The sequence below is a fragment of the Mesorhizobium sp. M0306 genome (genome assembly GCF_040321655.1).
Taxonomy (GTDB): Bacteria; Pseudomonadota; Alphaproteobacteria; order Rhizobiales; family Rhizobiaceae; genus Mesorhizobium.
This window is the reverse complement of sequence record NZ_JAMYRY010000019.1, coordinates 1-24,516: the sequence shown is the minus strand read 5'-3', so window position 1 is coordinate 24,516 and position 24,516 is coordinate 1. Positions and strand designations below refer to the sequence as shown.

General features: G+C 62.5%; 25 protein-coding genes and 2 pseudogenes. 20 read left to right on the top strand and 7 right to left on the bottom strand.

Features of this window, described 5'->3' with window-relative positions; all coding sequences use genetic code 11:
- The first annotated feature begins 36 nt into the window (after nucleotides 1-36).
- From mobA to NKI95_RS22675, 9 genes and pseudogenes are all read left to right on the top strand, one after another.
- The gene (mobA, locus tag NKI95_RS22715; protein ID WP_352719451.1) at nucleotides 37-666 is read left to right on the top strand and encodes a molybdenum cofactor guanylyltransferase MobA; all 630 of its coding nucleotides are present in this window, start codon (nucleotides 37-39) and stop codon (nucleotides 664-666) included.
- The gene (mobB, locus tag NKI95_RS22710) at nucleotides 663-1,172 is read left to right on the top strand and encodes a molybdopterin-guanine dinucleotide biosynthesis protein B (RefSeq protein WP_352719450.1); all 510 of its coding nucleotides are present in this window, start codon (nucleotides 663-665) and stop codon (nucleotides 1,170-1,172) included. The genes mobA and mobB overlap by 4 nt, the downstream gene beginning before the upstream one ends.
- A gap of 213 nt (nucleotides 1,173-1,385) precedes the next feature.
- Nucleotides 1,386-2,168: an ABC transporter substrate-binding protein gene (locus tag NKI95_RS22705; protein WP_352719449.1), complete on the top strand. Its 783-nt coding sequence runs from the start codon at nucleotides 1,386-1,388 to the stop codon at nucleotides 2,166-2,168.
- A 118-nt stretch (nucleotides 2,169-2,286) separates the two neighbouring features.
- Nucleotides 2,287-3,000 carry an ABC transporter permease gene (locus NKI95_RS22700; RefSeq protein WP_023675013.1) on the top strand — a complete coding sequence of 238 codons (714 nt, stop codon included), beginning with the start codon at nucleotides 2,287-2,289 and terminating at the stop codon, nucleotides 2,998-3,000.
- The gene (locus NKI95_RS22695; protein ID WP_352502421.1) at nucleotides 2,997-3,824 is read left to right on the top strand and encodes an ABC transporter permease; all 828 of its coding nucleotides are present in this window, start codon (nucleotides 2,997-2,999) and stop codon (nucleotides 3,822-3,824) included. The genes NKI95_RS22700 and NKI95_RS22695 overlap by 4 nt, the downstream gene beginning before the upstream one ends.
- A gap of 58 nt (nucleotides 3,825-3,882) precedes the next feature.
- Nucleotides 3,883-4,758, top strand: a pseudogene (locus NKI95_RS22690) (NAD(P)-dependent oxidoreductase); the annotation flags it as partial.
- Nucleotides 4,759-4,765: 7 nt separating this feature from the next.
- Complete coding sequence (locus NKI95_RS22685; protein ID WP_352719448.1) at nucleotides 4,766-5,470, top strand: DNA alkylation repair protein; 705 nt, start codon at nucleotides 4,766-4,768, stop codon at nucleotides 5,468-5,470.
- Entirely contained in the window at nucleotides 5,430-6,011 is a 582-nt protein-coding gene (locus NKI95_RS22680) for a GNAT family N-acetyltransferase (RefSeq protein WP_352719447.1), read from the top strand. Before NKI95_RS22685 ends, NKI95_RS22680 begins: the two co-directional genes overlap by 41 nt.
- Nucleotides 6,012-6,080: 69 nt before the next feature.
- The gene (locus NKI95_RS22675) at nucleotides 6,081-6,653 is read left to right on the top strand and encodes a DUF3299 domain-containing protein (protein WP_352719446.1); all 573 of its coding nucleotides are present in this window, start codon (nucleotides 6,081-6,083) and stop codon (nucleotides 6,651-6,653) included.
- 11 nt (nucleotides 6,654-6,664) lie between these two features.
- On the opposite strand, the gene NKI95_RS22670 is transcribed toward NKI95_RS22675, so the two are convergent.
- From NKI95_RS22670 to NKI95_RS22655, 4 genes and pseudogenes are all read right to left on the bottom strand, one after another.
- Nucleotides 6,665-7,156 carry an Lrp/AsnC family transcriptional regulator gene (locus NKI95_RS22670; protein ID WP_006333679.1) on the bottom strand — a complete coding sequence of 164 codons (492 nt, stop codon included), beginning with the start codon at nucleotides 7,154-7,156 and terminating at the stop codon, nucleotides 6,665-6,667.
- Nucleotides 7,157-7,358: 202 nt separating this feature from the next.
- Nucleotides 7,359-8,050: pseudogene (locus NKI95_RS22665) on the bottom strand (uracil-DNA glycosylase family protein).
- Nucleotides 7,990-8,601 (bottom strand): glutathione S-transferase, encoded by a 612-nt coding sequence (locus tag NKI95_RS22660; protein WP_352466226.1) that lies wholly within the window; start codon nucleotides 8,599-8,601, stop codon nucleotides 7,990-7,992. The pseudogene NKI95_RS22665 and the gene NKI95_RS22660 overlap by 61 nt, the downstream one beginning before the upstream one ends.
- 41 nt (nucleotides 8,602-8,642) lie before the next feature.
- Nucleotides 8,643-9,266 (bottom strand): thermonuclease family protein, encoded by a 624-nt coding sequence (locus NKI95_RS22655; RefSeq protein ID WP_352719445.1) that lies wholly within the window; start codon nucleotides 9,264-9,266, stop codon nucleotides 8,643-8,645.
- Nucleotides 9,267-9,341: 75 nt separating this feature from the next.
- Between NKI95_RS22655 and NKI95_RS22650 the strand changes: the two genes are divergently transcribed.
- On the top strand, nucleotides 9,342-10,856 hold the full coding sequence (locus NKI95_RS22650) for a sensor histidine kinase (protein WP_352719444.1): 1,515 nt from the start codon (nucleotides 9,342-9,344) through the stop codon (nucleotides 10,854-10,856).
- A gap of 4 nt (nucleotides 10,857-10,860) precedes the next feature.
- Here the strand turns inward: NKI95_RS22650 and NKI95_RS22645 are convergent, their stop codons facing one another.
- The gene (locus tag NKI95_RS22645; RefSeq protein WP_352719524.1) at nucleotides 10,861-11,859 is read right to left on the bottom strand and encodes a nicotinate-nucleotide--dimethylbenzimidazole phosphoribosyltransferase; all 999 of its coding nucleotides are present in this window, start codon (nucleotides 11,857-11,859) and stop codon (nucleotides 10,861-10,863) included.
- Nucleotides 11,860-12,056: 197 nt separating this feature from the next.
- Between NKI95_RS22645 and NKI95_RS22640 the strand changes: the two genes are divergently transcribed.
- Together NKI95_RS22640 and NKI95_RS22635 are read left to right on the top strand one after the other, a co-directional pair.
- Nucleotides 12,057-12,290: a DUF1289 domain-containing protein gene (locus NKI95_RS22640; RefSeq protein ID WP_031193575.1), complete on the top strand. Its 234-nt coding sequence runs from the start codon at nucleotides 12,057-12,059 to the stop codon at nucleotides 12,288-12,290.
- 13 nt (nucleotides 12,291-12,303) lie between these two features.
- Nucleotides 12,304-13,008: a TIGR02281 family clan AA aspartic protease gene (locus NKI95_RS22635; RefSeq protein WP_352719443.1), complete on the top strand. Its 705-nt coding sequence runs from the start codon at nucleotides 12,304-12,306 to the stop codon at nucleotides 13,006-13,008.
- A gap of 8 nt (nucleotides 13,009-13,016) precedes the next feature.
- Here the strand turns inward: NKI95_RS22635 and dusA are convergent, their stop codons facing one another.
- Both dusA and NKI95_RS22625 read right to left on the bottom strand, forming a co-directional pair.
- Nucleotides 13,017-14,009: a tRNA dihydrouridine(20/20a) synthase DusA gene (dusA, locus tag NKI95_RS22630; RefSeq protein ID WP_352719442.1), complete on the bottom strand. Its 993-nt coding sequence runs from the start codon at nucleotides 14,007-14,009 to the stop codon at nucleotides 13,017-13,019.
- Nucleotides 14,010-14,210: 201 nt separating this feature from the next.
- A complete protein-coding gene (locus NKI95_RS22625; protein WP_352719441.1) occupies nucleotides 14,211-14,882 on the bottom strand; it encodes a GntR family transcriptional regulator in 672 nt (223 codons plus the stop codon).
- 140 nt (nucleotides 14,883-15,022) lie between these two features.
- On the opposite strand from NKI95_RS22625, the gene NKI95_RS22620 reads away from it, so the two are divergent.
- The 8 genes from NKI95_RS22620 to NKI95_RS22585 all read left to right on the top strand — a co-directional run bounded on the left by NKI95_RS22620 (nucleotide 15,023) and on the right by NKI95_RS22585 (nucleotide 23,843).
- Nucleotides 15,023-15,610: an amino acid synthesis family protein gene (locus NKI95_RS22620; protein ID WP_352719440.1), complete on the top strand. Its 588-nt coding sequence runs from the start codon at nucleotides 15,023-15,025 to the stop codon at nucleotides 15,608-15,610.
- On the top strand, nucleotides 15,603-17,402 hold the full coding sequence (locus NKI95_RS22615) for an alpha/beta fold hydrolase (RefSeq protein ID WP_352719439.1): 1,800 nt from the start codon (nucleotides 15,603-15,605) through the stop codon (nucleotides 17,400-17,402). The genes NKI95_RS22620 and NKI95_RS22615 overlap by 8 nt, the downstream gene beginning before the upstream one ends.
- A gap of 5 nt (nucleotides 17,403-17,407) precedes the next feature.
- Nucleotides 17,408-18,466, top strand: coding sequence for an LLM class flavin-dependent oxidoreductase (locus NKI95_RS22610; RefSeq protein WP_352719438.1), 1,059 nt, complete (start codon nucleotides 17,408-17,410; stop codon nucleotides 18,464-18,466).
- The gene (locus tag NKI95_RS22605; protein ID WP_352719437.1) at nucleotides 18,463-19,938 is read left to right on the top strand and encodes an aldehyde dehydrogenase; all 1,476 of its coding nucleotides are present in this window, start codon (nucleotides 18,463-18,465) and stop codon (nucleotides 19,936-19,938) included. The genes NKI95_RS22610 and NKI95_RS22605 overlap by 4 nt, the downstream gene beginning before the upstream one ends.
- 83 nt (nucleotides 19,939-20,021) lie before the next feature.
- Entirely contained in the window at nucleotides 20,022-21,041 is a 1,020-nt protein-coding gene (locus tag NKI95_RS22600) for an ABC transporter substrate-binding protein (protein WP_352719435.1), read from the top strand.
- A 66-nt stretch (nucleotides 21,042-21,107) separates the two neighbouring features.
- Nucleotides 21,108-21,968, top strand: coding sequence for an ABC transporter permease (locus NKI95_RS22595; protein WP_502908356.1), 861 nt, complete (start codon nucleotides 21,108-21,110; stop codon nucleotides 21,966-21,968).
- A 1-nt stretch (nucleotide 21,969) separates the two neighbouring features.
- Entirely contained in the window at nucleotides 21,970-22,770 is an 801-nt protein-coding gene (locus NKI95_RS22590; RefSeq protein ID WP_352719434.1) for an ABC transporter permease, read from the top strand.
- Nucleotides 22,767-23,843, top strand: a complete 1,077-nt coding sequence (locus tag NKI95_RS22585; protein ID WP_352719433.1) for an ABC transporter ATP-binding protein — start codon at nucleotides 22,767-22,769, stop codon at nucleotides 23,841-23,843. Before NKI95_RS22590 ends, NKI95_RS22585 begins: the two co-directional genes overlap by 4 nt.
- The last annotated feature ends 673 nt before the right edge of the window (nucleotides 23,844-24,516 follow it).

The following is a 24,516-nucleotide window of genomic DNA, read 5'->3' as shown; positions in this document are numbered from 1 at the left end:
AACTGGATTTTGGTCATTGGGTCTAGGCAGCAAACGATGGGCCGACATATCGCAGGGATCATTCTGGCCGGCGGCCGGTCGAGCCGGATGGGCGGCGGCGACAAGACCCTGCTTGCGCTTGGCGACGGTACTCTGCTCGACCGTGTCGTTTCGCGCCTTGGCCCACAGGTCGGACCGCTTGCGCTTAGCGCCAATGGCGATCCAGCACGGTTTGCCGCGACGGGGCTTCCGGTGCTTGCCGATACCGTCAAAGGTTATGCCGGGCCGCTTGCCGGGATCCTGACCGGTCTCGAATGGGCTTCCGACACGACTTGCCAGGCGCTGGTCACGGCTGCCGGCGATACGCCTTTCCTGCCCAGGGACATGGTCGAGCGGCTGCTCGCAGCAGCCTATGCACGCCCGGGCTCTATCGCGGTCGCCTGTTCCGGCGGCAAACGACATCCGACCTTTGCACTCTGGCCGCTAGGGTTAGATCAGGCCTTGCGACAATTTCTCGTCGAGGAAGACAACCGGCGCGTTGCGGCGTTCATCGACCGGCACGGTTTTGTCGAGGTGGAATTTCCCATCCTGAAATCCGGCGGGGCCGAGATCGATCCGTTCTTCAACATCAACACTCCCGACGACCTTGCCCAGGCCGCGCATCTGTTGCAGAGCATCGGGCCATGAAAAGACGTATCTTCGGCATCACCGGCTGGAAGAACTCCGGCAAGACGACATTGACCGAAAAGCTGGTGGCCGAACTCGTCCGGCGCGGCTGGAAAGTGTCGACGGTAAAACACGCCCATCATGATTTCGACATCGACAAACCCGGAGCGGACAGCTTTCGCCACCGGCAGGCGGGAGCGATGGAGGTCGCGGTCGTGTCGGGCAGGCGCTGGGCGCTGATGCACGAATTGCGCGGCGAGGACGAGCCGACGCTAGACGCGATCCTGTCACGGCTGGCACCCTCCGATATCGTGCTGGTCGAGGGTTACAAGCGCGAGGCGCACAAGAAAATCGAGACGCGACGGCTCGAGGCCAAGGACCGGACACCACTCTCGGCAGGCGATCCACACATTGTCGCCATCGCCTCCGACTTCCCCATTGTCGGCGTAGACCTGCCGGCCTTCGATCTCGACGACACGAATTCGATAGCTGACTTCATCGAGCGCGCCACCGGCCTGTCGCGCTGAAGATGCGGCAGAAGACAGTTTCCGCCCACTTACTTTCCAATTTAGGCGTCTGACCCAGCGTCATCGCTTTCTGACCATGACCTTCCCTCAAGCGACGGTTTTGCAGTTGCTTTTTCTTGGGAAAGAATGGGAGTATCGCGCCAGCGGGCGGTCAAAAGCACCGCCCACAGAGCCGTTCGGGAACGACGGCCGGGACCAACAGAGAGGACCATTATGCGTATTGCACTGCGTATCGCGCTCGCCGCATCGGCTGCGCTGCTGACGCTTGGCGTTGCCCAGGCCCAGGAAAAAACCTTGAGGATCGGCACCGAGGGAGCCTATCCCCCATTCAACAACCTCACCGCCGACGGCCAGCTCGTAGGCTTCGATATCGACATTGCCAAGGCGCTCTGCGACGAGATGAAGGTGAAGTGCACCTTTGTCGCGCAGGACTGGGACGGCATCATTCCAGCCCTTCAGGCAGGCAAGTTCGACGCCATCGTCGCGTCGATGTCGATCACGCCGGAACGCGCCGAGAAGGTCGACTTCACCCACAAATATTACAATACGCCGCCGGCGATCGCCGCGCCCAAGGACACTGACATCAAGGGTGTCACTAAGGAAGATTTGGCCGGCAAGACGATCGGCGTGCAAGCGTCCACCACGCATTTCAACTATTCGACCAAGACTTATACCGACAGCACCGTCAAGCCGTATCCGACCGCGCAGGAATACCAGCTCGATCTGGCCAATGGCAGGCTCGATGCCGCCAATGACGACGTCGTCGTGCTGCAGCAATGGCTGGATTCGCCGGACGGTGCCTGCTGCAAGCTGGTCGGCACAATCCAGCCGGTTATCGAAATGCACGGTCCGGGCGCCGGCATTGCCGTGCGCAAGGGCGAGACCGATCTGGTCAACCAGTTCAATGCGGCGATCGACGCCATCCGCGCGAACGGAAAGTACAAGGAAATCAACGACAAGTACTTCAAATTCGACGTCTATGGCGGCGAGTCCTGATCGACCGACATAGGACGACGTGAACGGCGGGAGATTCCCGCCGTTCTTATAAGGATGCCGCGCACGAGGGGTGACGCGGTTTGGGTCTCAAAAAGCTTTAAGGAGAACAGGCAGGCGGATGCAGAGCGCACTGACGCTTCTCAGTTGGGGACCCGAAGGCTGGCTCGACGACATCGCCGCGGGTGTGTTTGTCACGGTATGTCTTGCGCTGGCCACTCTGCCCTTCGGGCTGACGCTCGGCTTTTTCGTGGCGCTGGCCAAACAGTCGGAAGAGCCCTCGCTGAGACTGGCCGGGAACATCTACACCACGATTTTTCGCGGAATACCCGAGCTGCTCACACTGTTTCTGATCTTCTTCGGCATCCCATTGATCCTGCAGTACATTGTCCGGCTAGTGAGCCCCGGAACGTCCGCCGACGTCAACAGCTTCGTCGCCGGCATGATCGCGCTGTGCTTCATTTTTTCCTCTTATTCCAGCGAGGTGTTTTTATCCGCGTTCCGCGCGATTCCAAAAGGGCAATATGAGGGAGGCTATTCAGTTGGCCTGTCCAGCGGCCAGACGATGCGGCTGATCGTGCTGCCGCAGTTGATCCGCATAGCGTTGCCCGGACTTGCAAATCTCTGGCTTATCCTGCTCAAGGACACCGCCCTCGTCTCGGCAGTCGGCCTCAACGAGATCCTCCGGCAGAGTGGGGTTGCCGCTCGCGTCACCAAGCATGCCTTCCTGTTTTATGGTTTTGCCGGCCTGATTTATCTCCTGCTGGCGATCGTCTCCTCCTTCGGCATCAATGCGATCGAACGAGCGGTCGGCGGCAGCGAGGTCAAGAGATGAGCCTGGCCACCGACACGCTGAAGGTCGACCGGCCGCCGCCGCCCGCACGCGGCTGGTCGCGCCAACGCATCCTCGGCCATGTTCTGGTCGGCCTGTGGATCGCACTCGGCATTGGCATGGTTGTCTACCTGGTCGCTGCGTGGAACCCGGAGTTCTTCCAGAAATATGCACCCGGTTACATATCCGGCCTCGGCATCACCCTGTTGCTGGTTGCCATCTCGATTGTGCTTGGTGCGATCCTGTCTGTGCCGATCGCCTATGCACGCATGTCGAAGAACCCGATCCTTTCGGGGTTCGCCTATGCCTATGTCTATTTCTTTCGCGGCACGCCGCTGTTGGCGCAGACCTTTCTGGTCTACTACGGGTTGGGCTCCTTCCGGCCGGAGCTCGAGATGGTCGGCCTGTGGGGCTTCTTCCGCGAGGCGTTCAACTGCGCGATCTTCGCCTTTTCGCTGAATACGGCCGCGTACCAGGCCGAGATTTTGCGTGGCGCGATCGAGAGCGTGCCGAGGGGCCAATGGGAAGGTGCCGCCTCGCTCGGCCTGCACAAACTGCAGACGATGTGGAAAATCATCCTGCCGCAGGCGCTGATTGTGGCGCTGCGCCCCTATGGCAACGAGATCATCCTGATGATCAAGGGCTCGGCAATCGTCGCCATCATCACGGTCTACGATTTGATGGGCATAACCCGGCTCACCTATGCGCGCACCTTCGACTTTCAGTCGTATATCTGGGCGGCGATCATCTATCTGATCATCGTCGAAACATTGCGCCACGGCGTCGAGTGGATCGAACGCCGCATCACCATCCATCTGCACCGCTGACTCCCATCGCCTTGCCTGATCCGGTAAGAAGACCGCAAAGCAGGCTTCTAAGGGATTCGAAAACATGGCTTCGGTGGCATTTCTCGGTCTTGGCGTCATGGGCTATCCGATGGCCGGGCATCTCAAGAACAAGGGCGGTCACGACGTCACCGTCTACAACCGTACCAGGGCCAAGGCCGAGCAGTGGATTGCCCAGCATGGTGGCAGCTTCGCAGCGACGCCAGCGGAGGCGGCCGAGGGCAAGGACTTCGTCTTTTCCTGCGTCGGCAATGACGACGATCTGCGCTCGGTAACGACCGGCACCGGAGGCGCCTTCAATTCAGTGAAGAAAGGCGCCATCTTCATCGATAATACCACCGCATCGGCCGAGGTCGCGCGCGAACTGGCGCAGCAGGCGCAAGCGCTCGGGTTTTCGTTTCTCGACGCCCCCGTTTCCGGCGGTCAGGCAGGCGCCGAGAACGGCGTTCTGACCGTGATGGTCGGCGGCGAGCCAGACGCCTTCGACAGGGCCAAGCCGGTCATAGATGCTTATGCCCGCATGGTCGGGTTGATGGGACCGGCAGGGGCTGGCCAGCTCACCAAGATGATCAACCAGATCTGCATCGCCGGCCTCGTTCAGGGACTGGCCGAAGGTATCCATTTCGGCAAGCAGGCCGGGCTCGACATCGAAAAGGTCATCGAGGTGATTTCCAAGGGCGCCGCTGGTTCCTGGCAGATGGAGAACCGCCACAAGACAATGAATGCCGGCAAATATGATTTCGGCTTCGCCATCGACTGGATGCGCAAGGATCTTGGCATCTGCCTTGCCGAGGCCGACCGCAACGGCGCCAAACTGCCGGTGACGGCACTTGTCGACCAGTTCTACAAGGACGTGCAGGCGATGGGCGGCAAGCGCTGGGACACGTCCTCGCTGCTGGCAAGGCTGGAGAAGTAGGTTCGCCGTGGCCGAGCTTTCGCCTCAATCCAGCGCCGACGAAATCGTCGCTCATCTGCGCTCGATTGGCTCGGAGGAAAATCGCCTTGGCATGCTGCGCTACGGCATCAAGATCGAACGTGCGCTCGGTATCTCGCATGGCGTGCAGCGGCAGATTGCCAAGAAAATCAAGCGCAACCATGAGCGTGCCTTCGAGCTTTGGCAGACAGGCATCATGGAGGCGCAGTTCATTGCTTCCGTGACAGCCGATCCGGAGCGGTTCTCCGCCGCGGATGCAAGACGATGGGCGGCGACTTTCGATTCCTGGGATATCGTCGACGGGGTCTCCGACCTCTTTGTCGATTCGGATTGCTGGAAGGAATTGATCGCCGAATTCGCGGTCGACGAACGGGAATTCGTTCGGCGCACGGCTTTTGCGATGATGGCCTGGTCGGTGGTTCACCGGAAGAAGGAACCCGAGACGACCTTCCTCGAATTTCTGTCGATCATCGACGCGCATGCGACCGACGGCCGCAACTTTGTGAAGAAGGCTGTGAACTGGGCACTTCGTTCGATCGGCAAGCGATCGATGAATTTGCACGGCCCTGCCCTTGCCCTGGCGCAAAAACTGGCAGCCTCGACGGACAAGACTGCACGCTGGATCGGCAAGGACGCCGTGAAGGAACTTTCCGATGCCAAGACGCTCGAACGGCTCGCCACCAGAAAAGCTTGACCTGAGCGAAGTGCGCTTCACGGAGGTGACGCAATCGACGCGCGCCGATTTCGAAAACCTGTTCGAGCAACCCGGCGGGCCGAAATACTGCTGGTGTATGGCTTGGCGCAATCTCGACCGCCGCGAGCATGTCGAGAACGTCGAGAAGAAACGCGCGATGATGGCGCTGATCGACGCCGGCACGCCGGTCGGCTTTGTCGCCCAGAACGATGGCCGGACCGTCGGCTGGTGCTCGGTCGCGCCGCGCGAGACCTACCGCAAGCTGTCACGGCAGCAGGACGACCGCGAGGCGGGGATCTGGTCGATCGTCTGCTTCTTTGTGCCTAGAGCGTTGCGCGGCGGCGGGCTGGCGAGCGCATTGCTTGATGCAGCCATCGATCACGCCTTTGCCAAAGGCGCCACGACGATCGAGGCCTATCCGGTCGACCAGGCGTCGCCGAGCTACAGCTTTATGGGTTTTCGGGACATGTTCGCCGCCCGCGGCTTTCGCGAGATCGGCATGACCGGCTCGCGCCGGCATGTGATGCGGCTTGAACGTTGACCTTGGCGACAGCGGCAGCTTTACTTGCTGGCATAGGCCGCAGATCAAGGCTCAGCAAGTGGAGCAGGAATGAAAAACCGTCTCAAGTCAGGCGCGACGCTTGCAGCCGCAGTGTTCGCGTCTGTTGTCGCAGGCAACGCTTGCGCCGGGACGATGCATATTTTCTGGAAGGATCTGCGCCCGGCGAGCCAGGCAGCCGCCGAAAGCGTCGGGCTGCCGATGATCGCGGCCGAAATGCCGGATCATGGCGAGACGCTGTCACTCAACTTGCAGGACAAGACCGTACAACTCGCGGGCTATGCACTGCCGGTCGATCGCGACGGCGATCTCGTCTATCAATTCCTGCTGGTGCCCTGGACGGGAGCCTGCAGCCATATGCCGACGCCGCCGCCCAACCAGATCGTCCTCGTTACGCCTGCCCAACCCTACCGGATGTCTGAGGCCTACCAGCCGGTTTCGGTAACCGGCGCATTGCAGCCCGGCATGGAGAAGAGTCAGCTTTTTATCCTTGACGGTGTAAGCGTCATCCAGTGGGGCTACACTGTGCGCAAGGCCGAGGTGGTCGACGTCGACACCGTGCCGGACACGATCACGCTGCCGGTCAACTCGCCCTGGACTTTCCTCAACAAAAAGAAGAACTAAGCAGAAAAATCTCAGGCAGCGTTGGCGCCAGACTCCTTGTCGAGCACCATGTAATCCAGCGGCATCTCGGTCGTGTATTTGATCTGCTCCATGGCGAAGGAAGACGACACGTCGCGGATCTCGATCTTGGCGATCAGCCGCTTGTAGAAGGCGTCGTAGGCGGCGATGTCGGGCACCACGACGCGCAAGAGATAGTCGACGTCGCCGCTCATGCGGTAGAATTCGACCACTTCGGGAAATTCCTGGATAACTTCCGAAAAGCGCCGCAGCCATTCATGGCTGTGCGAATTGGTGCGGATCGAGACGAACACGGTGACCCGCACATTGACCTTTTCATGATCGAGGATGGCGACACGCCGCTTGATGACGCCCTCTTCCTCGAGCTTCTGGATGCGCCGCCAGCACGGCGTCGTAGACAGGCCCACCTTCTTGGCGACGTCGGCGACTGCAAGCGTCGCATCCTCCTGAAGGAGGCGGAGGATTTTTCTATCGAGGCGGTCCATTGGGTGCTCCCCTGATGCAAGTCGTCCAAAGTGCGCAGCGGCCTTGGCACAACGACATGCATAAAAACAAGAATTTAACGCGCGTCCCCTCATGCGCGACGCGCTTCGAGGAATGGATTACCATATTCTCTCTTGCTCAAGCCTATTACAAGAAAGAAATTCTGTTGAATAGCGCAAAAGCGAGTGATTTCTTGCCGAATGCCTAGCCGAGGCGATAGCGGATTTCCGATCTCAGAAAGGGCAGCAAATCCATTTCAAACCATGGATTGCGCTTCAGCCAGCCGGTGTTGCGCCAGGACGGGTGCGGCAGCGGCAGGACTTTCGGGTCGGTCGCCGCCGCCCAGATGGCACGCCAATCCATGACCGTTTCCGTCAGCGAGGGACGGCGCGCCGCGCCCATATGCCAGCTTTGCGCGTAGATGCCGATCGTCAGCACCATATCGACTTGCGGCATCAGCGCCATCAGCGATGTGCGCCATGCCGGCGCACATTCGCGGCGCGGCGGCAGGTCGGCGCCCTTGGCGTCCTGACCTGGAAAGCAAAAGCCCATTGGCACGATGGCAAACTTGTCCGTGTCATAGAATTCCTCGCTGCCGACGCCTAGCCAGCTTCGCAGTCGGTCGCCGGAGGCGTCGGTGAACGGCATGCCTGACACGTGGACCTTGGTACCCGGCGCCTGGCTGGCAATCAGGATACGGGCGCTCGAAGATGGCCTGAGCACGGGCCGCGGTTGGTGCGGCAACGGCCTGCCGGCCGGCCTATCGACGCAGATGCGGCAGGCGCGTACCCTCGCCGCCAGGGCTTCCAGCTCTTCGCTCATTCGGAACTCATTGTCAGGCGGCTGCACTCGGCCGGCTGGAGATTTCTCGATACCAGCGCAGCACGTTGGTGCACTCTTCGGGTACCTTGATGCGAGCCGGCTTCATGAAGTCGATGGCGACCAGCCCGGTGATGTCGGCGATCGAATAGGCATCACCGGCGACGAATTCCCTGCCGGCGAGCTCAGTGTCCAGAAATCTCAGGAATTCGATCGCCTTCGGCTTGTTGGCCTCACCCCATTCGGGGATTTGCGGGATCTCCCATTCCCTCATTGCGGGGTGGATATGCCGGAACGCCGCGGCGACACAGCCGAACAGATTGAACTCCACACGCCTTTGCCACATCTCGACGATCGCCTTGCCGAGCGCGCCACGCCCGAACAAAGCCGGCTCGGGGTGCAGTTCCTCGAAGTAACGACAGATTGCGACGGATTCGGTGATGATGGTGCCATCGTCGAGCTCGAGCACCGGCAGACGCTTCAGCGGATTGCGCGAGCTGACCGGCTGCTCTTTGTGCTCCAGCGCGCCCATGTCGACCGGCACCAGCGGAACCTGAAGTCCCTTTTCGGCCAGAAAAATCCGAACCCGACGTGGATTGGGCGCCCGCCCGCCGTCGAACAGCTTCATCTCTATCCTCCTCGTCCGTCCCGACGAACTATAGGCACAGCTCACCAGAAGCGAAAAATTTCGCGCAAGGCATCGCCGATCGACGCCAAGGTGCCGTGCTTTCTTTCGACCATCTCGTGGCCGTGGCTCTCGCGCCAGTTCTTCGGCTCGTCGAAAGTTCCGGCCCAGATGCCGGCTTTGCCCGCGCGCGCAGCAGCTTCCTCGGTCTCGAAATCGCCAAAGGCGACCGCCCAGCCGGCCTCGACCTGCGCGCGGTTGAGATCCTTGCCGCCGACTTTGCAGTCGCCGAGCAGCCTGCCGTAGCGGTCGCGCTGCCAGCCGCTGCAGGAGACGGCTTTTCCGGCTATCAACCGCACCAGGGACTGCCGCGCGAGCTTGCCGCAGGGATAATCGGCACCGTCCTTGCGGCAGATCTGCGAATACTCCGGCGCGTCGATGCCACGCATGCGGATACGCTCGCTGGCGAGGGTGATGCTATCGCCGTCATTGACGATGGCCGCGCCCTCCGTCTTGCGCGTCTCCACCCGGTCGAGGCGCGCCGCCAGGAGGATCAGCAGGCCGAGCACGATGAGTGTCAGCCCATAGTCCATTAGTCGGCGCCACAGGCTTCGCGGACGCGGCGCATAGTATCGCCGGCGCGGCCATCGCGACCACGAACGGCTCATATGGCAAACCGTTGGTTAATCATTCGAACGTAGCTTAACGAATTGAAATTGCTGCCCGCGTAAATTGAAGACTTCATGCCCCTGCAACGCTCGACCACGGCGGACAAGTTTATTGTGGACCGCAGGAAACGCCATCGCAACAGCGATGTCGCGCGCGCGGTGCGCAAGACGCGCGACCGTCTTTCGCAGCAAGCCGGAAATCCCGACTTCGACCGCGAGCTTTTGAAACTCCACGCGCTTTCGATGACCGGCGGCGTGATCGTCATCCCGCTGCTCGTTCTGGCAACGGCCGCGGCAGGCTTGCTCGCGGGCATCGGCAAGGAGATCGGCGTCTGGGCGCTGTTCACATTCATCTGCTATACCATCGTTGCATTCATGGCCAGACGCGTCACTCAAGCGTCCGAGCTCAACCCGCTGGAAACGCATGGGGATTTCCTGATCGGCCATTTTCTTTGCGGGCTTGGCTGGGCCTGGTTCGCATGGCTCGGCTGCGAAACTTGCCAAATGGATCAGTTCCAGGTCACCAAGGCGGTGGTGCTGCTGCTCGCCATGTCGGCAACCGCGATCCTGGCCTCGTCCCTGCGCGGTGCACTGTTGGCGACCTTCGCCCTCCCGGTCGCCATCTATGCTTATGCCAGTGCGAAATTATGGATGCCGGTCGAAGTGATCATGGCAGGCTTGCTGATCGCGTCGCTGCCTTTCTTCGCCTATGTAGCGCGCCAGCTCAACCGTTCCTCGCTGATGCTGCTGTCGTTCCGCTCCGAAAAGGATGCGCTGATCGCCGAACTGGAGACGGCGAAATCGATGTCGGACGAGGCACGGCGGCGGGCGGAAGACGCCAATCTGGCGAAATCGCGTTTCCTGGCCTCGATGAGCCACGAACTGCGCACACCGCTCAACGCCATTCTCGGCTTTTCCGAAGTGATGGCCAACGAGGTGCTCGGCCCGATGAGCAACCCGACCTATCGCGACTATGCCCGTGACGTGCACGACTCCGGGCAGCATCTGCTCGACCTGATCAACGAAATCCTCGATTTGTCGCGCATCGAAGCGGGCCGCTATCAGCTCAACGAGGAGCCGATGATGCTGCTCTCCGTCGTCGAGGATTGCTGCCACATGATGGAGCTGAAGGCGCGCAACAAGGACATCCGCATCGTCCAGGATTTCGAAAACGCGTTGCCGCGCTTGTTCGCCGACGAACGCGCGGTGCGGCAGATTGCGCTCAACCTCTTGTCCAATGCCATCAAGTTCACCGCCACCGGCGGCGAAATCCGCGTGCGAGTCGGCTGGACGGCGGGCGGCGGGCAATATCTCTCCGTCAAGGACAATGGGCCGGGCATACCGGAGGACGAGATTCCCATCGTGCTCTCGGCCTTCGGCCAGGGCTCGATCGCCATCAAGAGCGCCGAACAGGGCACCGGGCTAGGCCTGCCGATCGTGCAAGGCCTGCTGGCCATGCATGGCGGCGAATTCCAGCTCCATTCCAGGCTGCGCGAAGGCACCGAGGCGATCGCCATCTTCCCGCTGAGCCGGGTGATGGAGGAACTGCCGGCGCTGCCGACCAAGGCGGTTGCTTCGCGCCGGCGCTGAATGCCTAGCCGCGGACTGCTGCCGCCATGCCTGAACTGGTCAGCGCGGCCGCCTTGACCAGGCCGGCGGCAAGAGCCGCCCCTACCCCCTCGCCTTGACTGACGCCCAGATCGAGCAGCGGGCGAAGGCCGAGGCGCTCGGCGGCCTTGGCATGACCAGGTTCCGGCGACAGACTTGCAAGGAGACAATGATCGAGCGCGGCTGGGTTGGCGGTATGCAGGACACCAGCGGCCGCAGTTACCGCAAACCCATCGAGCAGCACCGGGATCTTCTGCATCCGCGCCGCCAGAATGGCGCCGCAGATCGCTGCGAATTCCCGTCCGCCGACCCGGCGCAGCGCTTCCAGCGGGTCCTTGAGGCTCGCGCCGTGAAACGCGATCGCGGCATCGACCACCTCCGCCTTGCGCCTCTGCATTGCCGCGTCGGCCCCCGATCCGGGGCCGATCCAGTCGGCGCCGGTGCCGCCGAACAGTGCCGCACACAGCGCCGCGGCAACAGTCGAATTGCCGACGCCGAGGTCGCCAAGGCAAAGCAGGTCGGTGCCGCCGGCAATCGCTTCCATGCCGAAGGCCATGGTGGCGGCGCAACCGCGCTCGTCCAGTGCCGCATCCTCGGTGATGTCGGCTGTCGGAATGTGCAGAGCCAGATCGAACACCTTCAAGCCGAGATCGTTGGCTATGCAGATCTGGTTGATCGCTGCACCGCCGGCGGCGCAGAGCTCGACTGCATTTGCCGTGGCGGCGGCGGGGCGCGGCGAAATGCCGTGGCGGGTGACGCCATGATTGCCGGCAAAGATCGCCACCAATGGCCGCGTCACCGCCGGCGGCGCGCGACCGCTCCAGCCGGCGAGCCAGGCGGCGATGTCCTCGATGCGGCCGAGCGAGCCTTCGGGCTTGTCTGCCTTGGCAAACAACTGGCGCACGCGGGTGTTGGCCGCCATATCTGCCGGCGGCAGGCTCACCAGGAGGTCGCGAAAATCGTCGAAAGGCAGCGCGCTGGTCATGTCGATGGCGATCGTCCGTGTGAATTGATGAGCGGCATAGCCGCCTTGGCCAGCCGGCACAACCTCAAGCCGGCACAACCTCCAGGCCCGGTACAACTTCGCGGTATTGACGCGAAAGCACCCGTTGGCGGCGCATCCCGGAGGGCTTGCATTGACTTTGTCGTTGCACCATGTGGAGGCTAGCCAAGGAAATCCTTATGACGGCCATTGAATCTCCGTGTATCCTGGTCTGCTCGATCGACATGAAAACCGGCTTCTGTTTCGGTTGCGGGCGCACGCGCGAGGAAATCGCCGCCTGGATCGATATGACCCCACAAACCCGCCGCAGCGTCATGGCCGAGCTGCCGGCAAGGCTGGAAACAGTCGAGCGACGCCCCCGCCGGGAAACCCGTCGCAGCCGCATGGCACGCGAACGCGACGCCCTCTCGTGAACCGGCCGCAGAGATGAACCGACTGTTGTGGATTCTGATCGTCGCGATCGGGGCGGGTGTACTCCTGCTCATGCTCAACGATTCCGCCGGCAGTACATTCGGCATTGAGAATTACGATTTCAGCCAGCTGATCTGGCTTGGCGCTTTAGCAGCACTCGTCGGCGCCGGCCTGCTCAGATCGGGCAGGCCGTTGGGCACTATGGCCCGCAGCCTTGGCGCCTGGGGTGCAATCGTACTGGCGCTGATCGCCGGCTATCAGTACCGCTATGAATTGCAGGATTTCGCCAGCCGCATCACCGCTGGCCTTGTTCCCGGCAGTCCGCTGGCGCTGGGCGTGGAAGAAGGCCATGCCACCGTCACCCTGGACAAGGCCGGCAGCGGCCATTTCGAAGCGCGCGTCACGATCAACGGCACGCCGATCCTGACGGTTGTCGACACCGGCGCAACCAGCACCGTGCTGACCGCCGAGGACGCGCTGGCGGTCGGGTTCAATTCGGCGGCTCTCCGCTTCACCATACCGATCTCTACCGCCAACGGCATGACACGCGCCGCCGCCGTAAGAACCGATGAACTGTCGATCGGCGGCATCGTGCGCAAGGACATGCCCATCATGATCGCCGCACCCGGCACGCTCGGCCAGAGCCTGCTCGGCATGAATTTCATCGGCTCGCTATCGGGCTTCGACGTACGCGGTGACCGCATGGTGTTGCGGGATTAAGTTTTTCCTCAGGCCGCCTCTGCGGTCCTGCCGAAATCGACCTCTGCGAAAGCCGCCTTGAGCACCTGCGGTCCGGCACCCTGCTTTGTCGCCTCGGTGGAGAGGATCTGCCGGTAGCGGCGCGCACCGGGCAGGCCGTGAAACAGCCCGACCATGTGCCGGGTGACATGCCCCAGCCGTCCACCCTTTTTGATATGGCGTGCGGCGTAATCCGCCATCGCATCGATCAGTGCGGCAAAATCGAACGGCTCAGCTGTGCCGCCGTAAAACGCGGCATCGATGCCGGTCAGTATCCCTGGCGTGTGATAGGCGGCGCGGCCGAGCATGGCGCCATCGACATGGTCGAGATGCGTCAGCGCCTCTGCGAGAGATTGAATGCCGCCGTTGATGCCGATGAATTTGTTTTTCTTTCTGGCTTTCAGCCGATAGACGCGGCCATAGTCGAGCGGTGGGATGTCGCGATTTTCCTTTGGGCTCAGTCCTTCCAGCCAGGCCTTGCGGGCGTGCACCCACAGCGCGTCTGCGCCGGCCGCGAAAACACCGTCGGCCAACGAATCGAGTGCCGGTTCCGGATCCTGCTCATCGACGCCGATGCGGCATTTGACGGTAACCGGTATTTTCACCGCCGCCTTCATCGCCGCGACGCAATCCGCGACGAGCACGGGCGCCTTCATCAGGCAGGCGCCGAAGGTGCCCGACTGGACGCGGTCGGACGGACAGCCGACATTGAGGTTGATTTCATCATAGCCGAAGGCTTCGCCGATGCGCGCCGCCGCGGCCAGCTTTCCCGGATCGGCGCCGCCGAGTTGCAGAGCCACCGGATGTTCGCTGTCGTCGAAGCCGAGCAGCCGCTCGCGTGCGCCGTGGATGACCGCCTCGGCCACCACCATCTCGGTGTAGAGCAGCGCCTCCCGCGTCAGCTGGCGATGGAAGAACCGGCAATGCCTATCCGTCCAATCCATCATCGGTGCCACGGCAACTTTGTGGCGTAACGTATTCATTTTACTATTTTCTCTGTCTCAGTCCGTCCGATACTCCGTTCGAATGACAGAGCAATTTGGCAAGAGATGCACACCCAACTAAAACCCGATATACGATTTTGCCGCCGCAACTGAAAGCAATTTGGTCACGTCACACACCTCGCTGCACGCACCAATTAGACGCCTGCCATGGAACGATGAACCGCGCCGGCGGCATACCAGTCAGCCAAGGCGAAGCGTGTTGCGGGCGATCTGCCACGCGGATTCGACGTGTCGCCGGGCTGCCGCCTCCGCCTCTTCCGGCTTGCGCGACCTGATGGCATCCATGATTTCGGTCATTTCGGCGATCGCCGGCTCGCGACGGTTCTCCGACGCGATCGTCATCGAGCGGAGCTGGTTGATGCGGACGTTCAGACCCGTCACGATTTCCCAGGCTATGCGCTTGTCGGCCGCCTCGAACAGCGTTTCGTAGAACTTGGTCGTCGCCCGCATCACCTCCACCGGCGCGCGGGACGCCCACGCGTCAAGCAAGTTCGTCAAGGCGGCATCGAGCGAAGCGATCTGCGCGTCGGTCGCCGATAGCGCGCAAGTCCGTGCGGCGATGCCCTCCAGCAGCGCCCGCAATTCGTAGATTTCGTCGGTGCGGCCGAGATCCGGCCTGGCCACGGCCGGCCCATGGCCCGGTATCATCTGCACCAGGCCTTCAGCCTCCAACTGCCGCAGAACCTCGCGCACGACGGAACGGCTCACTCCAAGCTGATCGCAAAGCGGCCGTTCGATCAGCCTTTCGCCGGGCTGGAAATAGAAGCCCATGATCGCCTCGCGCATGCGCTCCAGTGCCAGCGCCCTCAACGTCTTGGCCGAGCGGTCGATCCGCAGCGTATCGTCTGACATTTCTTCTCCGCCTCGCTTGGGCCGCCACAAAACAGATTCCGCAGCCGATTGACAAGGTCCTTGGCGCTCCATAGCATGGTATACCATAAGACGATATAGAGGTGACAGTGCTACATGGTGCCATCGCGACCGAGGATTTTATGAAACCGGCCATCCGAAAGACCGTCACCTATATCGAGAACACGCTTATCGAGGGCGGCAAGGCAGCGCCCAAACCATTGCGCCTGATCGGCGTTGCCGCGGTTCTGACGAATCCCTGGGCCGGCCGCGGTTTCATCGAGGATCTGTCCCCGGAGATCCGCGCCATTGCTCCCATCCTCGGCGAGATGCTGACCCGGGAGATCCTCGCCGTCGCCGGTTCCGGCGAGGCGATAGAAGGCTATGGCAAGGCCGCAATCTGCGGAACTTCGGGCGAGATCGAGCACGCATCGGCGCTGATCCATACGCTGCATTTCGGCAATCACTACCGTCGCGCGGTCGGCGCCAAGACCTATCTCGCCTTCACCAATCTGCGCGGCGGGCCGAATACGCCGATCACGATCCCGCTGATGGACAAGAACAACGAAGGCCGCCGCTCTCACTATCTGACCGTGCACTTCCAGATCGGTGACGCACCGGCGCCCGACGAGTTGGTGGTGGCGCTTGGCGCTTCGATCGGCGGCCGCCCGCACCATCGTATCGGCGACCGCTATCAGGATCTGAAAGAGGTCGGAGATCTGCATGGCTGATACCGCCGCCTCCGCATGGGTCCGGGACATGGCTCCCGATGGAACCGCCTTCATCCGCGCCGGCTCCGGCGCGCCGGTTCTGCTCATTCACGGCGTCGGCATGAACGCGACGATCTGGCACGACCAGATTGCATCGATGAAAGACCATTACGAGCTGATCTCCATCGACATGCTCGGCCACGGCGCTTCACCGCTGCCGCCGGAAGACGCCGCCCTGTCGGATTTCGCCGATCAGGCGCTGCGCCTGCTCGACCATCTTGGCCTTGCTTCGGTGTCGATCGTCGGCCATTCGATGGGCGCGCTGGTCGCCCTGGAAATCGCCCTTCGCGTGCCTTCGCGCATCCGCTCCGTCGTCTGCCTCAACGCGGTGTTCCGCCGCCCCCCAGCGCTGGCGCAGGCCGTGCGCGAACGTGCGGCAGCACTCGGCTCGCATGGCGATGCTTCGGCCGTCTCGGCAACGCTTGCCCGCTGGTTCGGCGACCCGCTGCCGGCGAGCCTTGCCGGCGCGGCCGCCACCGCTCGCGCCGCCCTTGAAAGCGTCGACCCCGAAGGCTACGCGCGCACCTATCGCCTTTTTGCCCATGCCGATGCCGAGCATGCCGATGCTCTCCCCCGCCTTGCCGCGCCGGCCCTGTTCATGACCGGGTCGCAGGACAGCAATTCGACGCCGGCCATGTCGGCGGCGATGGCGAGGCTCACGCCGCGCGGCCAATGCCTTGCCATCAGCGGAGAAAGGCACATGATGGCAATGGCTTCTCCTGAAAAAGTGACCAAACACATCACGGAATTTCTCGACACGGCAGGAGACGCCGGCGTGAAGCCGGAGACGGATACCGTCTTTGACAGCGGCGAATTCCGGCGCGCACTCGGCTCGTTCCTGACCGGCGTCACTATCGTCACAACGATCGGCGCGGAAGGCGAACCGCGCGGCTTCACCGCCAACTCGTTCACCTCGGTCTCGCTCGAGCCGCCGCTGGTGCTTGTCTGCATCGCCAAGAGGGCGCTGGGACACAGTGCTTTTTCGACATCGAGAGGTTTCGCCATCAACATCCTGTCGGAGAGCCAGAAGGCCCATTCCGGCATCTTCGCTTCCAAAGCAGCGGACAAGTTCGCGGCCGTGGCCTGGCAACCGGGCCGCACCGGCAATCCGCTGATTGACGGCTGCGTTGCGGTGTTCGATTGCGGCATGGAGCAGCTGGTCGATGCTGGCGATCACTCGATCCTCATCGGCCGCGTCCGCGACTTCAGCCACAACGGCGCCCAGCCCCTCGGCTATTGCAGAGGCACCTACGTCACGCCCGGCCTCAGCCAGGAGGCGCTGGCGGCAGCTCCCCCCGATACGGAGGTCGGCGCCATTCTCGAGAACGATGGCCGTGTGCTGTTCGTCGAAACGGCCGACGGGTTTCATGAATTGCCTGCCGGACGCGGACTGGGCACGCCAAACGATGCGCGCAGCCTCAAGGGGCGCCTTGCCGCCAGGGCCATAGACGCCCAGCTCGGCTTCCTGTTCGCGGTGTGGGACGATGCCGCCGAACCTTGGCGCACGCATGTTTATTATCGCGGAACGGTCGAGGGCCCCTATTCCGACGATCGCCAGATGCGGCTTGTCGACATCGAGCAGATCGCCGATCTGAACATCGCCGATCCCGCGGTTCGTTCGATGCTTGCCCGTTATGCGCGCGAGCGTGCGGAAGATGCATTCGGCGTCTATGTCGGCAACGAGGTCGAAGGCGAAGTCCGGCCGCTCGCCAAGCCCTCGCCTTCTCAAATTCCTCTTTCCGGCCGCGGGTGAAACCGATGAAGTTTTCGCTTTTCGTGCACATGGAGCGATCGGATCCGGCCAAGCCGCATTCCGAGCTTGTCGGCGAGCTGGAGGAGCTGGTTCTGCAGGCGGAAGAGGCAGGATTCGAGACTGCCTGGATCGGCGAGCATCACGGGATGGAATTCACCATCTCGCCGAACCCGTTCATCAACATCGCCTGGCTCGCCGCCAAAACCAGGCGCATCCGGCTCGGAACAGGAACCATCGTCGCGCCGTTCTGGCACCCGATCAAGCTTGCCGGCGAAGCAGCGATGGCCGACGTCATCACCGGCGGCCGTCTAGACATCGGCATTGCGCGCGGCGCCTACGCTTACGAATACCAGCGGCTTTTCCCAGGCCTCGAGGCCTGGGGTGCCGGCCAGCGTATGCGCGAGATGGTGCCGGCGATCCGCGGCCTGTGGGATGGCGATTTCGAACTCGCCGGCGAATTCTGGTCGTTTCCTTCAACCACCTCGTCGCCCAAACCGTTGCAAAAGCCTTATCCGCCGATCTGGGTGGCCGCACGCGATCCGAACTCGCACGACTTTGCGGTTTCCAGAAAATGCAACGTCCAGGTGACGCCGCTTGCCTCCGGCGATGGCGAAGTGGCCAGCCTGATGGAGCGTTTCAACGCGGCGTGCAATGCCCACCCCGACGTATCAAGGCCGGAGATCATGCTGCTGATGCATACTTTCGTTGCCGAGGACGCCGCGGAGGCTGACCGGCTCGCGCAGGATCTGTCGCAGTTCTACTGCCAGTTCGGCGCCTGGTTCCAGAACAAGAAGCCGGTGCACCAGGGCATAATGGAAGCGCTGACCGAGGACGAGATCGTGGCGTTGCCGCAATATGCGCCAGACAAGATCAGGCAGAACCTTGTCATTGGCGAAGCCGACGAGGTGATCGCCAGGCTGAAAGCCTACGAAGCGCTCGGCTACGATCAGTATTCGATCTGGATCGACAGCGGCCTTTCCCATCGGCGCAAGAAGAAATCGCTGCAGCTCTTCATCGACAGGGTGATGCCGGCCTTTTCCGAGCCGAAAGTTCGATTGCGATGAGCACCACTCAATTCAGGAACTATATAGACGGCAGCTTCGTCGAAGTGGCGGCGACCTTCGACAGCATCGATCCCTCGACGGGCGCGCCATGGGCGACGATGCCCGCTGCATCGTCTGATGATGTCGACCGCGCCGTTGAAGCCGCTCACCGGGCGCTGCGCTCCGCCCCGTGGGCAGCCATGACGGCAACGGCACGCGGCAAGCTTCTGGTGCGGCTCGGCGATCTGGTGGTCGCCAATGCCGACCGGCTGGCTGAACTCGAGACGCGCGACACCGGCAAGATCATCCGCGAGACCCGCGCCCAGATCGCCTATGTCGGCGACTATTACCGCTATTATGGCGGGCTGGCCGACAAGCACGAGGGCTCGTTTGTCCCCATCGACAAGGCCGACATGGAAGTGACCATCCGGCCGGAGCCAATTGGCGTCGTCGCCGCCATTGTGCCGTGGAATTCGCAGCTCTTCCTGTCCGCCGTCAAGCTCGGGCCGGCGCTGGCGGCCGGCTGCACCATCGTTCTGAAAGCATCGGAAGACGGCCCTGCCCCGTTGCTGGCCTTCGCCGAACTCGTCCATGAGGCGGGATTTCCCGCCGGGACCGTCAACATCCTGACCGGCTTCGGCCACGATTGCGGTCACCGGCTGACCAGTCATCCACTCGTCGCCCGCGTCGCCTTCACCGGCGGTCCCTCGACCGCTCGGCAGATCGTCAGGAATACGGCGGAAAACCTCGCCTTCACGACGCTCGAGCTCGGCGGCAAAAGCCCGGTCGTGGTGTTCGCCGATGCCGATCTGGACAGCGCCGCCAACGCGGTCGTTGCCGGCATCTTCGCTGCCACCGGCCAGAGCTGCGTCGCCGGCTCGCGGCTGCTGGTCCAGCGCTCCGTGAAGGACGAATTCCTCGCCCGGCTCAAGCGCAAGGCCGAGGCGATCAGGATTGGCGATCCGCAGGATCCCGCGATCGAAATGGGACCGCTCGCCACCTCGCGCCAGCGCGAATGGATAGAGAAGATCATTGCTGAAAGCTTGGCCGCGGGCGGGCAACTGGTCACCGGCGGCATCCGCCCCGCGGGCATGTCGGACGGCTTCTATTACGCGCCGACGATTATCGACGCGCCTGATCAGACCCTTGCCTGCGTGCGCGAAGAGCTCTTCGGCCCGGTGCTATGTGTGCTAGCCTTCGACAGCGAAGCTGAAGCGCTTTCGCTCGCCAACGAGACTAAGTTCGGCCTGGCGTCCGGCGTGTTCACCACCAATCTGGCAAAAGCCCACCGCATGGCGCGCGGCATCCATGCCGGCGTGGTCTGGATCAACACCTATCGGGCGGTCTCGCCGCTGGTTCCGTTTGGCGGCTACGGCCAATCCGGGCTCGGCCGCGAGGGCGGCCTCGATGCGATCCGCGACTACACGCGTTCGAAATCGGTGTGGATACGCACCTCCGACGACCCGATTCCCGATCCTTTTGTCATGCGGTAGCCGCCGCTGGCCGGAGATGCGCGATCAAGGCGAAAACGACCGATCGCGAACAGACAACAACGAAAACAACAGAGGAGAACGACATGAAACTGATCATCACCGGCATCCTTGCCGGATTTATTGCAACGACAGTTCTGGCAACGACGGCCGCAAAGGCCGAGGACATGGTGTTCACCAGCTGGGGCGGGACGACCCAGGAAGCGCAGACCAAATCCTGGGCCGAGCCGTTCACCGCTGCATCCGGCATCAAGGTCATGCAGGACGGCCCGACCGACTACGGCAAGCTGAAGGCGATGGTAGACAGCGGCAGTGTCAACTGGGACGTCGTCGACGTCGAGATGGATTTCGCCATCAAGGCGGCCAAGGACGGTCTGCTGGAGCCGATCGACTTCAAGACCGTGCCGAAGGCCGACCTCGATCCGCGCTTCACCACCGATCACGCCGTCGGCAGTTTCTACTATTCGTTCGTGCTCGCCTGGAACAAGGGCGCCGTTTCGGGTGAACCGGCCGGCTGGGCCGACATGTTCGACCTGCAGAAATTCCCGGGCAAGCGGACCTTCTACAAATGGTCGGCGCCCGGTGTCATCGAGATCGCGCTGCTGGCCGATGGTGTTCCGGCGGACAAGCTCTATCCGCTGGATCTCGATCGCGCTTTCAAGAAACTCGACACCATCAAGTCGGACATCGTCTGGTGGGGCGGCGGGGCGGAGTCGCAGCAATTGATCGCATCCGGCGAAGCAACGTTCGGCCAGCTGTGGAACGGCCGCGTCTTCGCACTGGACAAGGATGGCGCCGATGTCGGTGTCTCCTGGAACCAGAACCTGACCGCAGCCGACGTTCTGGTGGTACCGAAGGGTGCCAAGAACAAGGATACGGCGATGAAATTCCTCGCTGCGGCGAGCGGCCCCGCTGGCCAGGCCAAATTTGCCGAAGCCAGCGGTTATGCGCCGATCAACACCAAGGCCAAGGCAGAGATGCCGGCCGATGCCGTGAAATCGCTGCCGGACGCTCATGTCGACGGACAGATCAATCTCGACATGAACTACTGGGCCGCCAATCGCGACACCATCGCCGCGCGCTGGTATGCCTGGCAGGCGAAATAAGCCCGCCCTTGAACCGCAATGGACGAGACGGTTCGCGCCGTCTCGTCCCGTAGCCGGGTCGCTGTCATGTCGGTCGAAACACGCCGGAACTTTGGAACGGTGCGGGTGCCGGCAGGTCTCAATGGCCTGCTGCCGGCCCTGATTCTGATTATGCTGTTCTTCGTCGTCCCCGTGCTGGCGCTGCTTTTGCGCAGTGTCACGGAGCCCGAGCCAGGCTTGCAGAACTATGCTGCCCTGCTTGGTGACGGCACCTATGCGCGGGTGTTCTTCAACACATTCCTGGTCGCGGCGTTGGTCACCATCGTCACGGTCCTTGTCGCCTTTCCGGTCGCCTGGATGCTGGCGATCATGCCTTCGGGACTGGCCTCGATCATCTTCGGCATCATCATTCTGTCGATGTGGACGAACCTGCTCACCCGCACCTATGCCTGGATGGTGCTCCTGCAGCGTACCGGCGTCATCAACCGGACGCTGATGACCATCGGCGTCATCGACCAGCCGCTGCCGCTCATCAACAATCTCACCGGCGTCACCATCGGCATGGTCTATATCATGCTGCCCTTCATGATCCTGCCGCTGGTCGGCACGTTACGGGCGATCGATCCGATGACGCTGCGTGCGGCGTCGCTGTGCGGCGCAAGCCCTTTCCAGGCGTTCCGCCGCATCCTCCTGCCGCTGTCGCTGCCCGGCGTCGCCGCCGGTGGCCTGATGGTCTTCGTCATGTCGCTCGGCTACTTCGTCACGCCGGCACTGCTCGGCGGCACGTCGAACATGATGCTTGCCGAAATGATCGCGCAGATGGTCCAGTCGCTGCTCAACTGGGGGCTCGGCAGCGCCGCAGCCTTCATCCTGCTTGTCGTCACCATGGCTCTCTACGCGCTGCAGCTGCGCCTTGTCGGTGCCAGGCGCATTAGCGGAGGCATCTGAGATGCTGCTCGACTATGACCGCATGGGTGGACTGCGGGTTGCCCTGCTCGGCTTCACCGCGCTGGTCGCCGGCTTTCTTCTGTTGCCGGTGGTCTTCATCGTCCTGCTCTCCTTCGGCTCGTCGCGCTGGCTGGCCTTTCCGCCGCCCGGCTGGACGCTCAAATGGTACCAGGAGCTTTTTGCCGATCCGGCCTGGCTCGACGCCGCGCTGACCAGCGCTCGGATCGCCACCATGACGGCGATCCTGGCAGTGGCGATCGGCCAGCTCGCCTCCTTTGCTCTGGTTCGCGGACGGTTTGCCGGACGTGAGATCCTGCGCGGCCTGCTGCTGACGCCGATGGTCCTGCCCGTCGTCGTCTTCGCCATCGCCATCTACGCCTTCTTCCTTCGCCTCGGCCTCGGCGGTACCACCATCGGCTTCGTCATCGCCCACACCGTGTTGGCGCTGCCCTTCGCCATCATCCCGATCGCCGCGGCGCTCGAAGGGTTCGACAAGTCGATCGAGGACGCGGCAATCGTCTGCGGGGCAAGCCCGCTCGAGGCCAGGCTCAGGATCACCTTGCCGTCGATCCGGATCGGCATCTTCTCCGCCGCGATCTTTTCCTTCCTCGCGTCGTGGGACGAAGTCGTGGTGGCGATCTTCATGGCCAGCCCCAGCTTGCAAACCTTGCCCGTCAAGATCTGGGGCAGTCTGCGGTCGGACCTCAGTCCGGTGATCGCCGCCGCCTCCAGCCTGCTGGTCGGGCTGACGCTTGCCCTGATGGTGATGACGGCGCTGCTGCAGCGAAAGTTCCGGACATGACCCACCCTTTCCTCTCCATCCGCAATCTGCGCAAGGCGTTCGGGGCGATCGTCGCCGTGCACGACGTCACGCTGGACATTCCCAGGGGCGAGTTCCTGACCTTCCTCGGGCCCTCCGGTTCGGGAAAATCGACGACGCTCTACGCGATCGCCGGCTTTCAGGACCCGACTTCCGGCGATGTCTTGCTGGAAGGAAAATCACTGCTTGCAGTGCCTTCGCACAAGCGCAACATCGGCATGGTCTTCCAGCGCTACACGCTGTTTCCGCATCTGACGGTGGCCGAAAACGTCGCTTTTCCGCTGCGGGTTCGCCGCCGGCCGGACGCCGAGGTGAAGAAAAAGGTCGCCGACATGCTGGCCCTGGTGCGGCTCGAAAGCTTTGCCGGGCGCTTACCCGGCGCGCTGTCGGGCGGCCAGCAGCAGCGCGTCGCGCTGGCCCGGGCGCTGGCCTACGATCCTCCGATCCTTTTGATGGACGAGCCATTGTCGGCGCTCGACAAGAAGCTGCGCGAGGAAATCCAGGGCGAAATCCGCCGCATCCATCGCCAGACCGGCGTCACCATTCTCTACGTCACCCACGATCAGGAAGAGGCGCTGCATCTGTCGGACCGGATCGCCCTGTTCAAGGATGGCCGCATCGAGCAGACCGGCACCGGCGAGGATCTCTATCTCAGGCCGGCGACCGACTTCGTCGCCGGCTTCATCGGCAATTCGAATTTCCTCGCCGCCGAACATCTCGACACCACCAACGGCACGACAACGATCCGCATGACAGACGGTTCGGTCATATCCGGAGTGAGGCCCAACGGCACGTTCGGCAAAGGCCAGAAGACCAGGCTGATGATCCGGCCCGAAGCCTTTAGCATGGAGCGGAGCCCGGCGTGCGCGGAGCTGAATGTCGAGATCGTCGATATCGCATTTTACGGCGAGCGCCGGCGGATCGTCGCGCGCACCCCCGCTGGACAGGAGGTTGACATCAGGCCGACCTCCGCCGCCATGCAATCGCAGGGTGTGTCGCCCTGCAGCCGGCAGGTCTTTTTCGATCCGGCGGCGGCGTTCCTGTTTCCGGCTTGACTAAGCCGCGGTGGATCGCCGCCATCCAACGCTTCGCAGCGATGGAGGCGTGCTTAGGACAAGTTGTGGTTCGGTCCATCATCAGCTTCGTCGGCAAGCGCGTAACGTGTTCGACACTACCGGCGGCTGATTGGATGGCGGGGGGCAGCTCCTCTGTCCATTGACAGTCGTCATGCTCGGTTGGAAGATGAAGAAGGTCAGCGGCGATAGCCATACGGGAAGGCAATGGTCCAACCGCCAGATACCGGACACCATCCTGGCAGCGTCGTCGCGGTCATCGTCATTTGTTTGATCATCGTTGCTTTGTTCTTCATAGGCTTCAGATACTCAAGGCCGGGCCAGGGTACTCTCGTTATTCCTGGCGGTACGCAGCAGCAACCGTGAATCCGACCCCCTGGCGCTGATGCGGAGCGGTTCTCAGCCTGCCAAAGTGCCCCTGCGGGACTGGGGGACGCCGCAGAAAGGTCCGGTGCTTCGCAGCCGGTCTTTTGCATCCGCCGCGGCATTCCTTTCCCACCCAAACAACCAGCCTGGCCGGTGTGAGGTCGATCATACTTGGAGACGACGAGCCCTTCATCCACCAGGTACTAGGTCGTGAACCCATAAATGGGAATGAGGGAGATGGGTGAAAAGCGATCGTTGCGTCGTTTGACAGATCGCGCATATTGTCGAG

Bases quoted from the DNA above. Each gene is read 5' to 3' on its own strand.
- NKI95_RS22595 (WP_502908356.1), top strand. From the start codon at position 21,108: ATGTCGGTCGAAACACGCCGGAACTTTGGAACGGTGCGGGTGCCGGCA.
- dusA (WP_352719442.1), bottom strand. From the start codon at position 14,009: ATGAATACGTTACGCCACAAAGTTGCCGTGGCACCGATGATGGATTGG.
- NKI95_RS22655 (WP_352719445.1), bottom strand. From the start codon at position 9,266: ATGAGCCGTTCGTGGTCGCGATGGCCGCGCCGGCGATACTATGCGCCG.
- NKI95_RS22615 (WP_352719439.1), top strand. From the start codon at position 15,603: ATGGCTGATACCGCCGCCTCCGCATGGGTCCGGGACATGGCTCCCGAT.
- NKI95_RS22610 (WP_352719438.1), top strand. From the start codon at position 17,408: ATGAAGTTTTCGCTTTTCGTGCACATGGAGCGATCGGATCCGGCCAAG.
- NKI95_RS22650 (WP_352719444.1), top strand. From the start codon at position 9,342: ATGCCCCTGCAACGCTCGACCACGGCGGACAAGTTTATTGTGGACCGC.
- NKI95_RS22605 (WP_352719437.1), top strand. From the start codon at position 18,463: ATGAGCACCACTCAATTCAGGAACTATATAGACGGCAGCTTCGTCGAA.
- NKI95_RS22635 (WP_352719443.1), top strand. From the start codon at position 12,304: ATGAACCGACTGTTGTGGATTCTGATCGTCGCGATCGGGGCGGGTGTA.
- NKI95_RS22660 (WP_352466226.1), bottom strand. From the start codon at position 8,601: ATGAAGCTGTTCGACGGCGGGCGGGCGCCCAATCCACGTCGGGTTCGG.
- mobB (WP_352719450.1), top strand. From the start codon at position 663: ATGAAAAGACGTATCTTCGGCATCACCGGCTGGAAGAACTCCGGCAAG.
- NKI95_RS22600 (WP_352719435.1), top strand. From the start codon at position 20,022: ATGAAACTGATCATCACCGGCATCCTTGCCGGATTTATTGCAACGACA.
- NKI95_RS22700 (WP_023675013.1), top strand. From the start codon at position 2,287: ATGCAGAGCGCACTGACGCTTCTCAGTTGGGGACCCGAAGGCTGGCTC.
- NKI95_RS22680 (WP_352719447.1), top strand. From the start codon at position 5,430: ATGCCAAGACGCTCGAACGGCTCGCCACCAGAAAAGCTTGACCTGAGC.
- NKI95_RS22640 (WP_031193575.1), top strand. From the start codon at position 12,057: ATGACGGCCATTGAATCTCCGTGTATCCTGGTCTGCTCGATCGACATG.
- NKI95_RS22670 (WP_006333679.1), bottom strand. From the start codon at position 7,156: ATGGACCGCCTCGATAGAAAAATCCTCCGCCTCCTTCAGGAGGATGCG.
- NKI95_RS22590 (WP_352719434.1), top strand. From the start codon at position 21,970: ATGCTGCTCGACTATGACCGCATGGGTGGACTGCGGGTTGCCCTGCTC.
- mobA (WP_352719451.1), top strand. From the start codon at position 37: ATGGGCCGACATATCGCAGGGATCATTCTGGCCGGCGGCCGGTCGAGC.
- NKI95_RS22585 (WP_352719433.1), top strand. From the start codon at position 22,767: ATGACCCACCCTTTCCTCTCCATCCGCAATCTGCGCAAGGCGTTCGGG.
- NKI95_RS22705 (WP_352719449.1), top strand. From the start codon at position 1,386: ATGCGTATTGCACTGCGTATCGCGCTCGCCGCATCGGCTGCGCTGCTG.
- NKI95_RS22620 (WP_352719440.1), top strand. From the start codon at position 15,023: ATGAAACCGGCCATCCGAAAGACCGTCACCTATATCGAGAACACGCTT.
- NKI95_RS22625 (WP_352719441.1), bottom strand. From the start codon at position 14,882: ATGTCAGACGATACGCTGCGGATCGACCGCTCGGCCAAGACGTTGAGG.
- NKI95_RS22645 (WP_352719524.1), bottom strand. From the start codon at position 11,859: ATGACCAGCGCGCTGCCTTTCGACGATTTTCGCGACCTCCTGGTGAGC.
- NKI95_RS22695 (WP_352502421.1), top strand. From the start codon at position 2,997: ATGAGCCTGGCCACCGACACGCTGAAGGTCGACCGGCCGCCGCCGCCC.
- NKI95_RS22675 (WP_352719446.1), top strand. From the start codon at position 6,081: ATGAAAAACCGTCTCAAGTCAGGCGCGACGCTTGCAGCCGCAGTGTTC.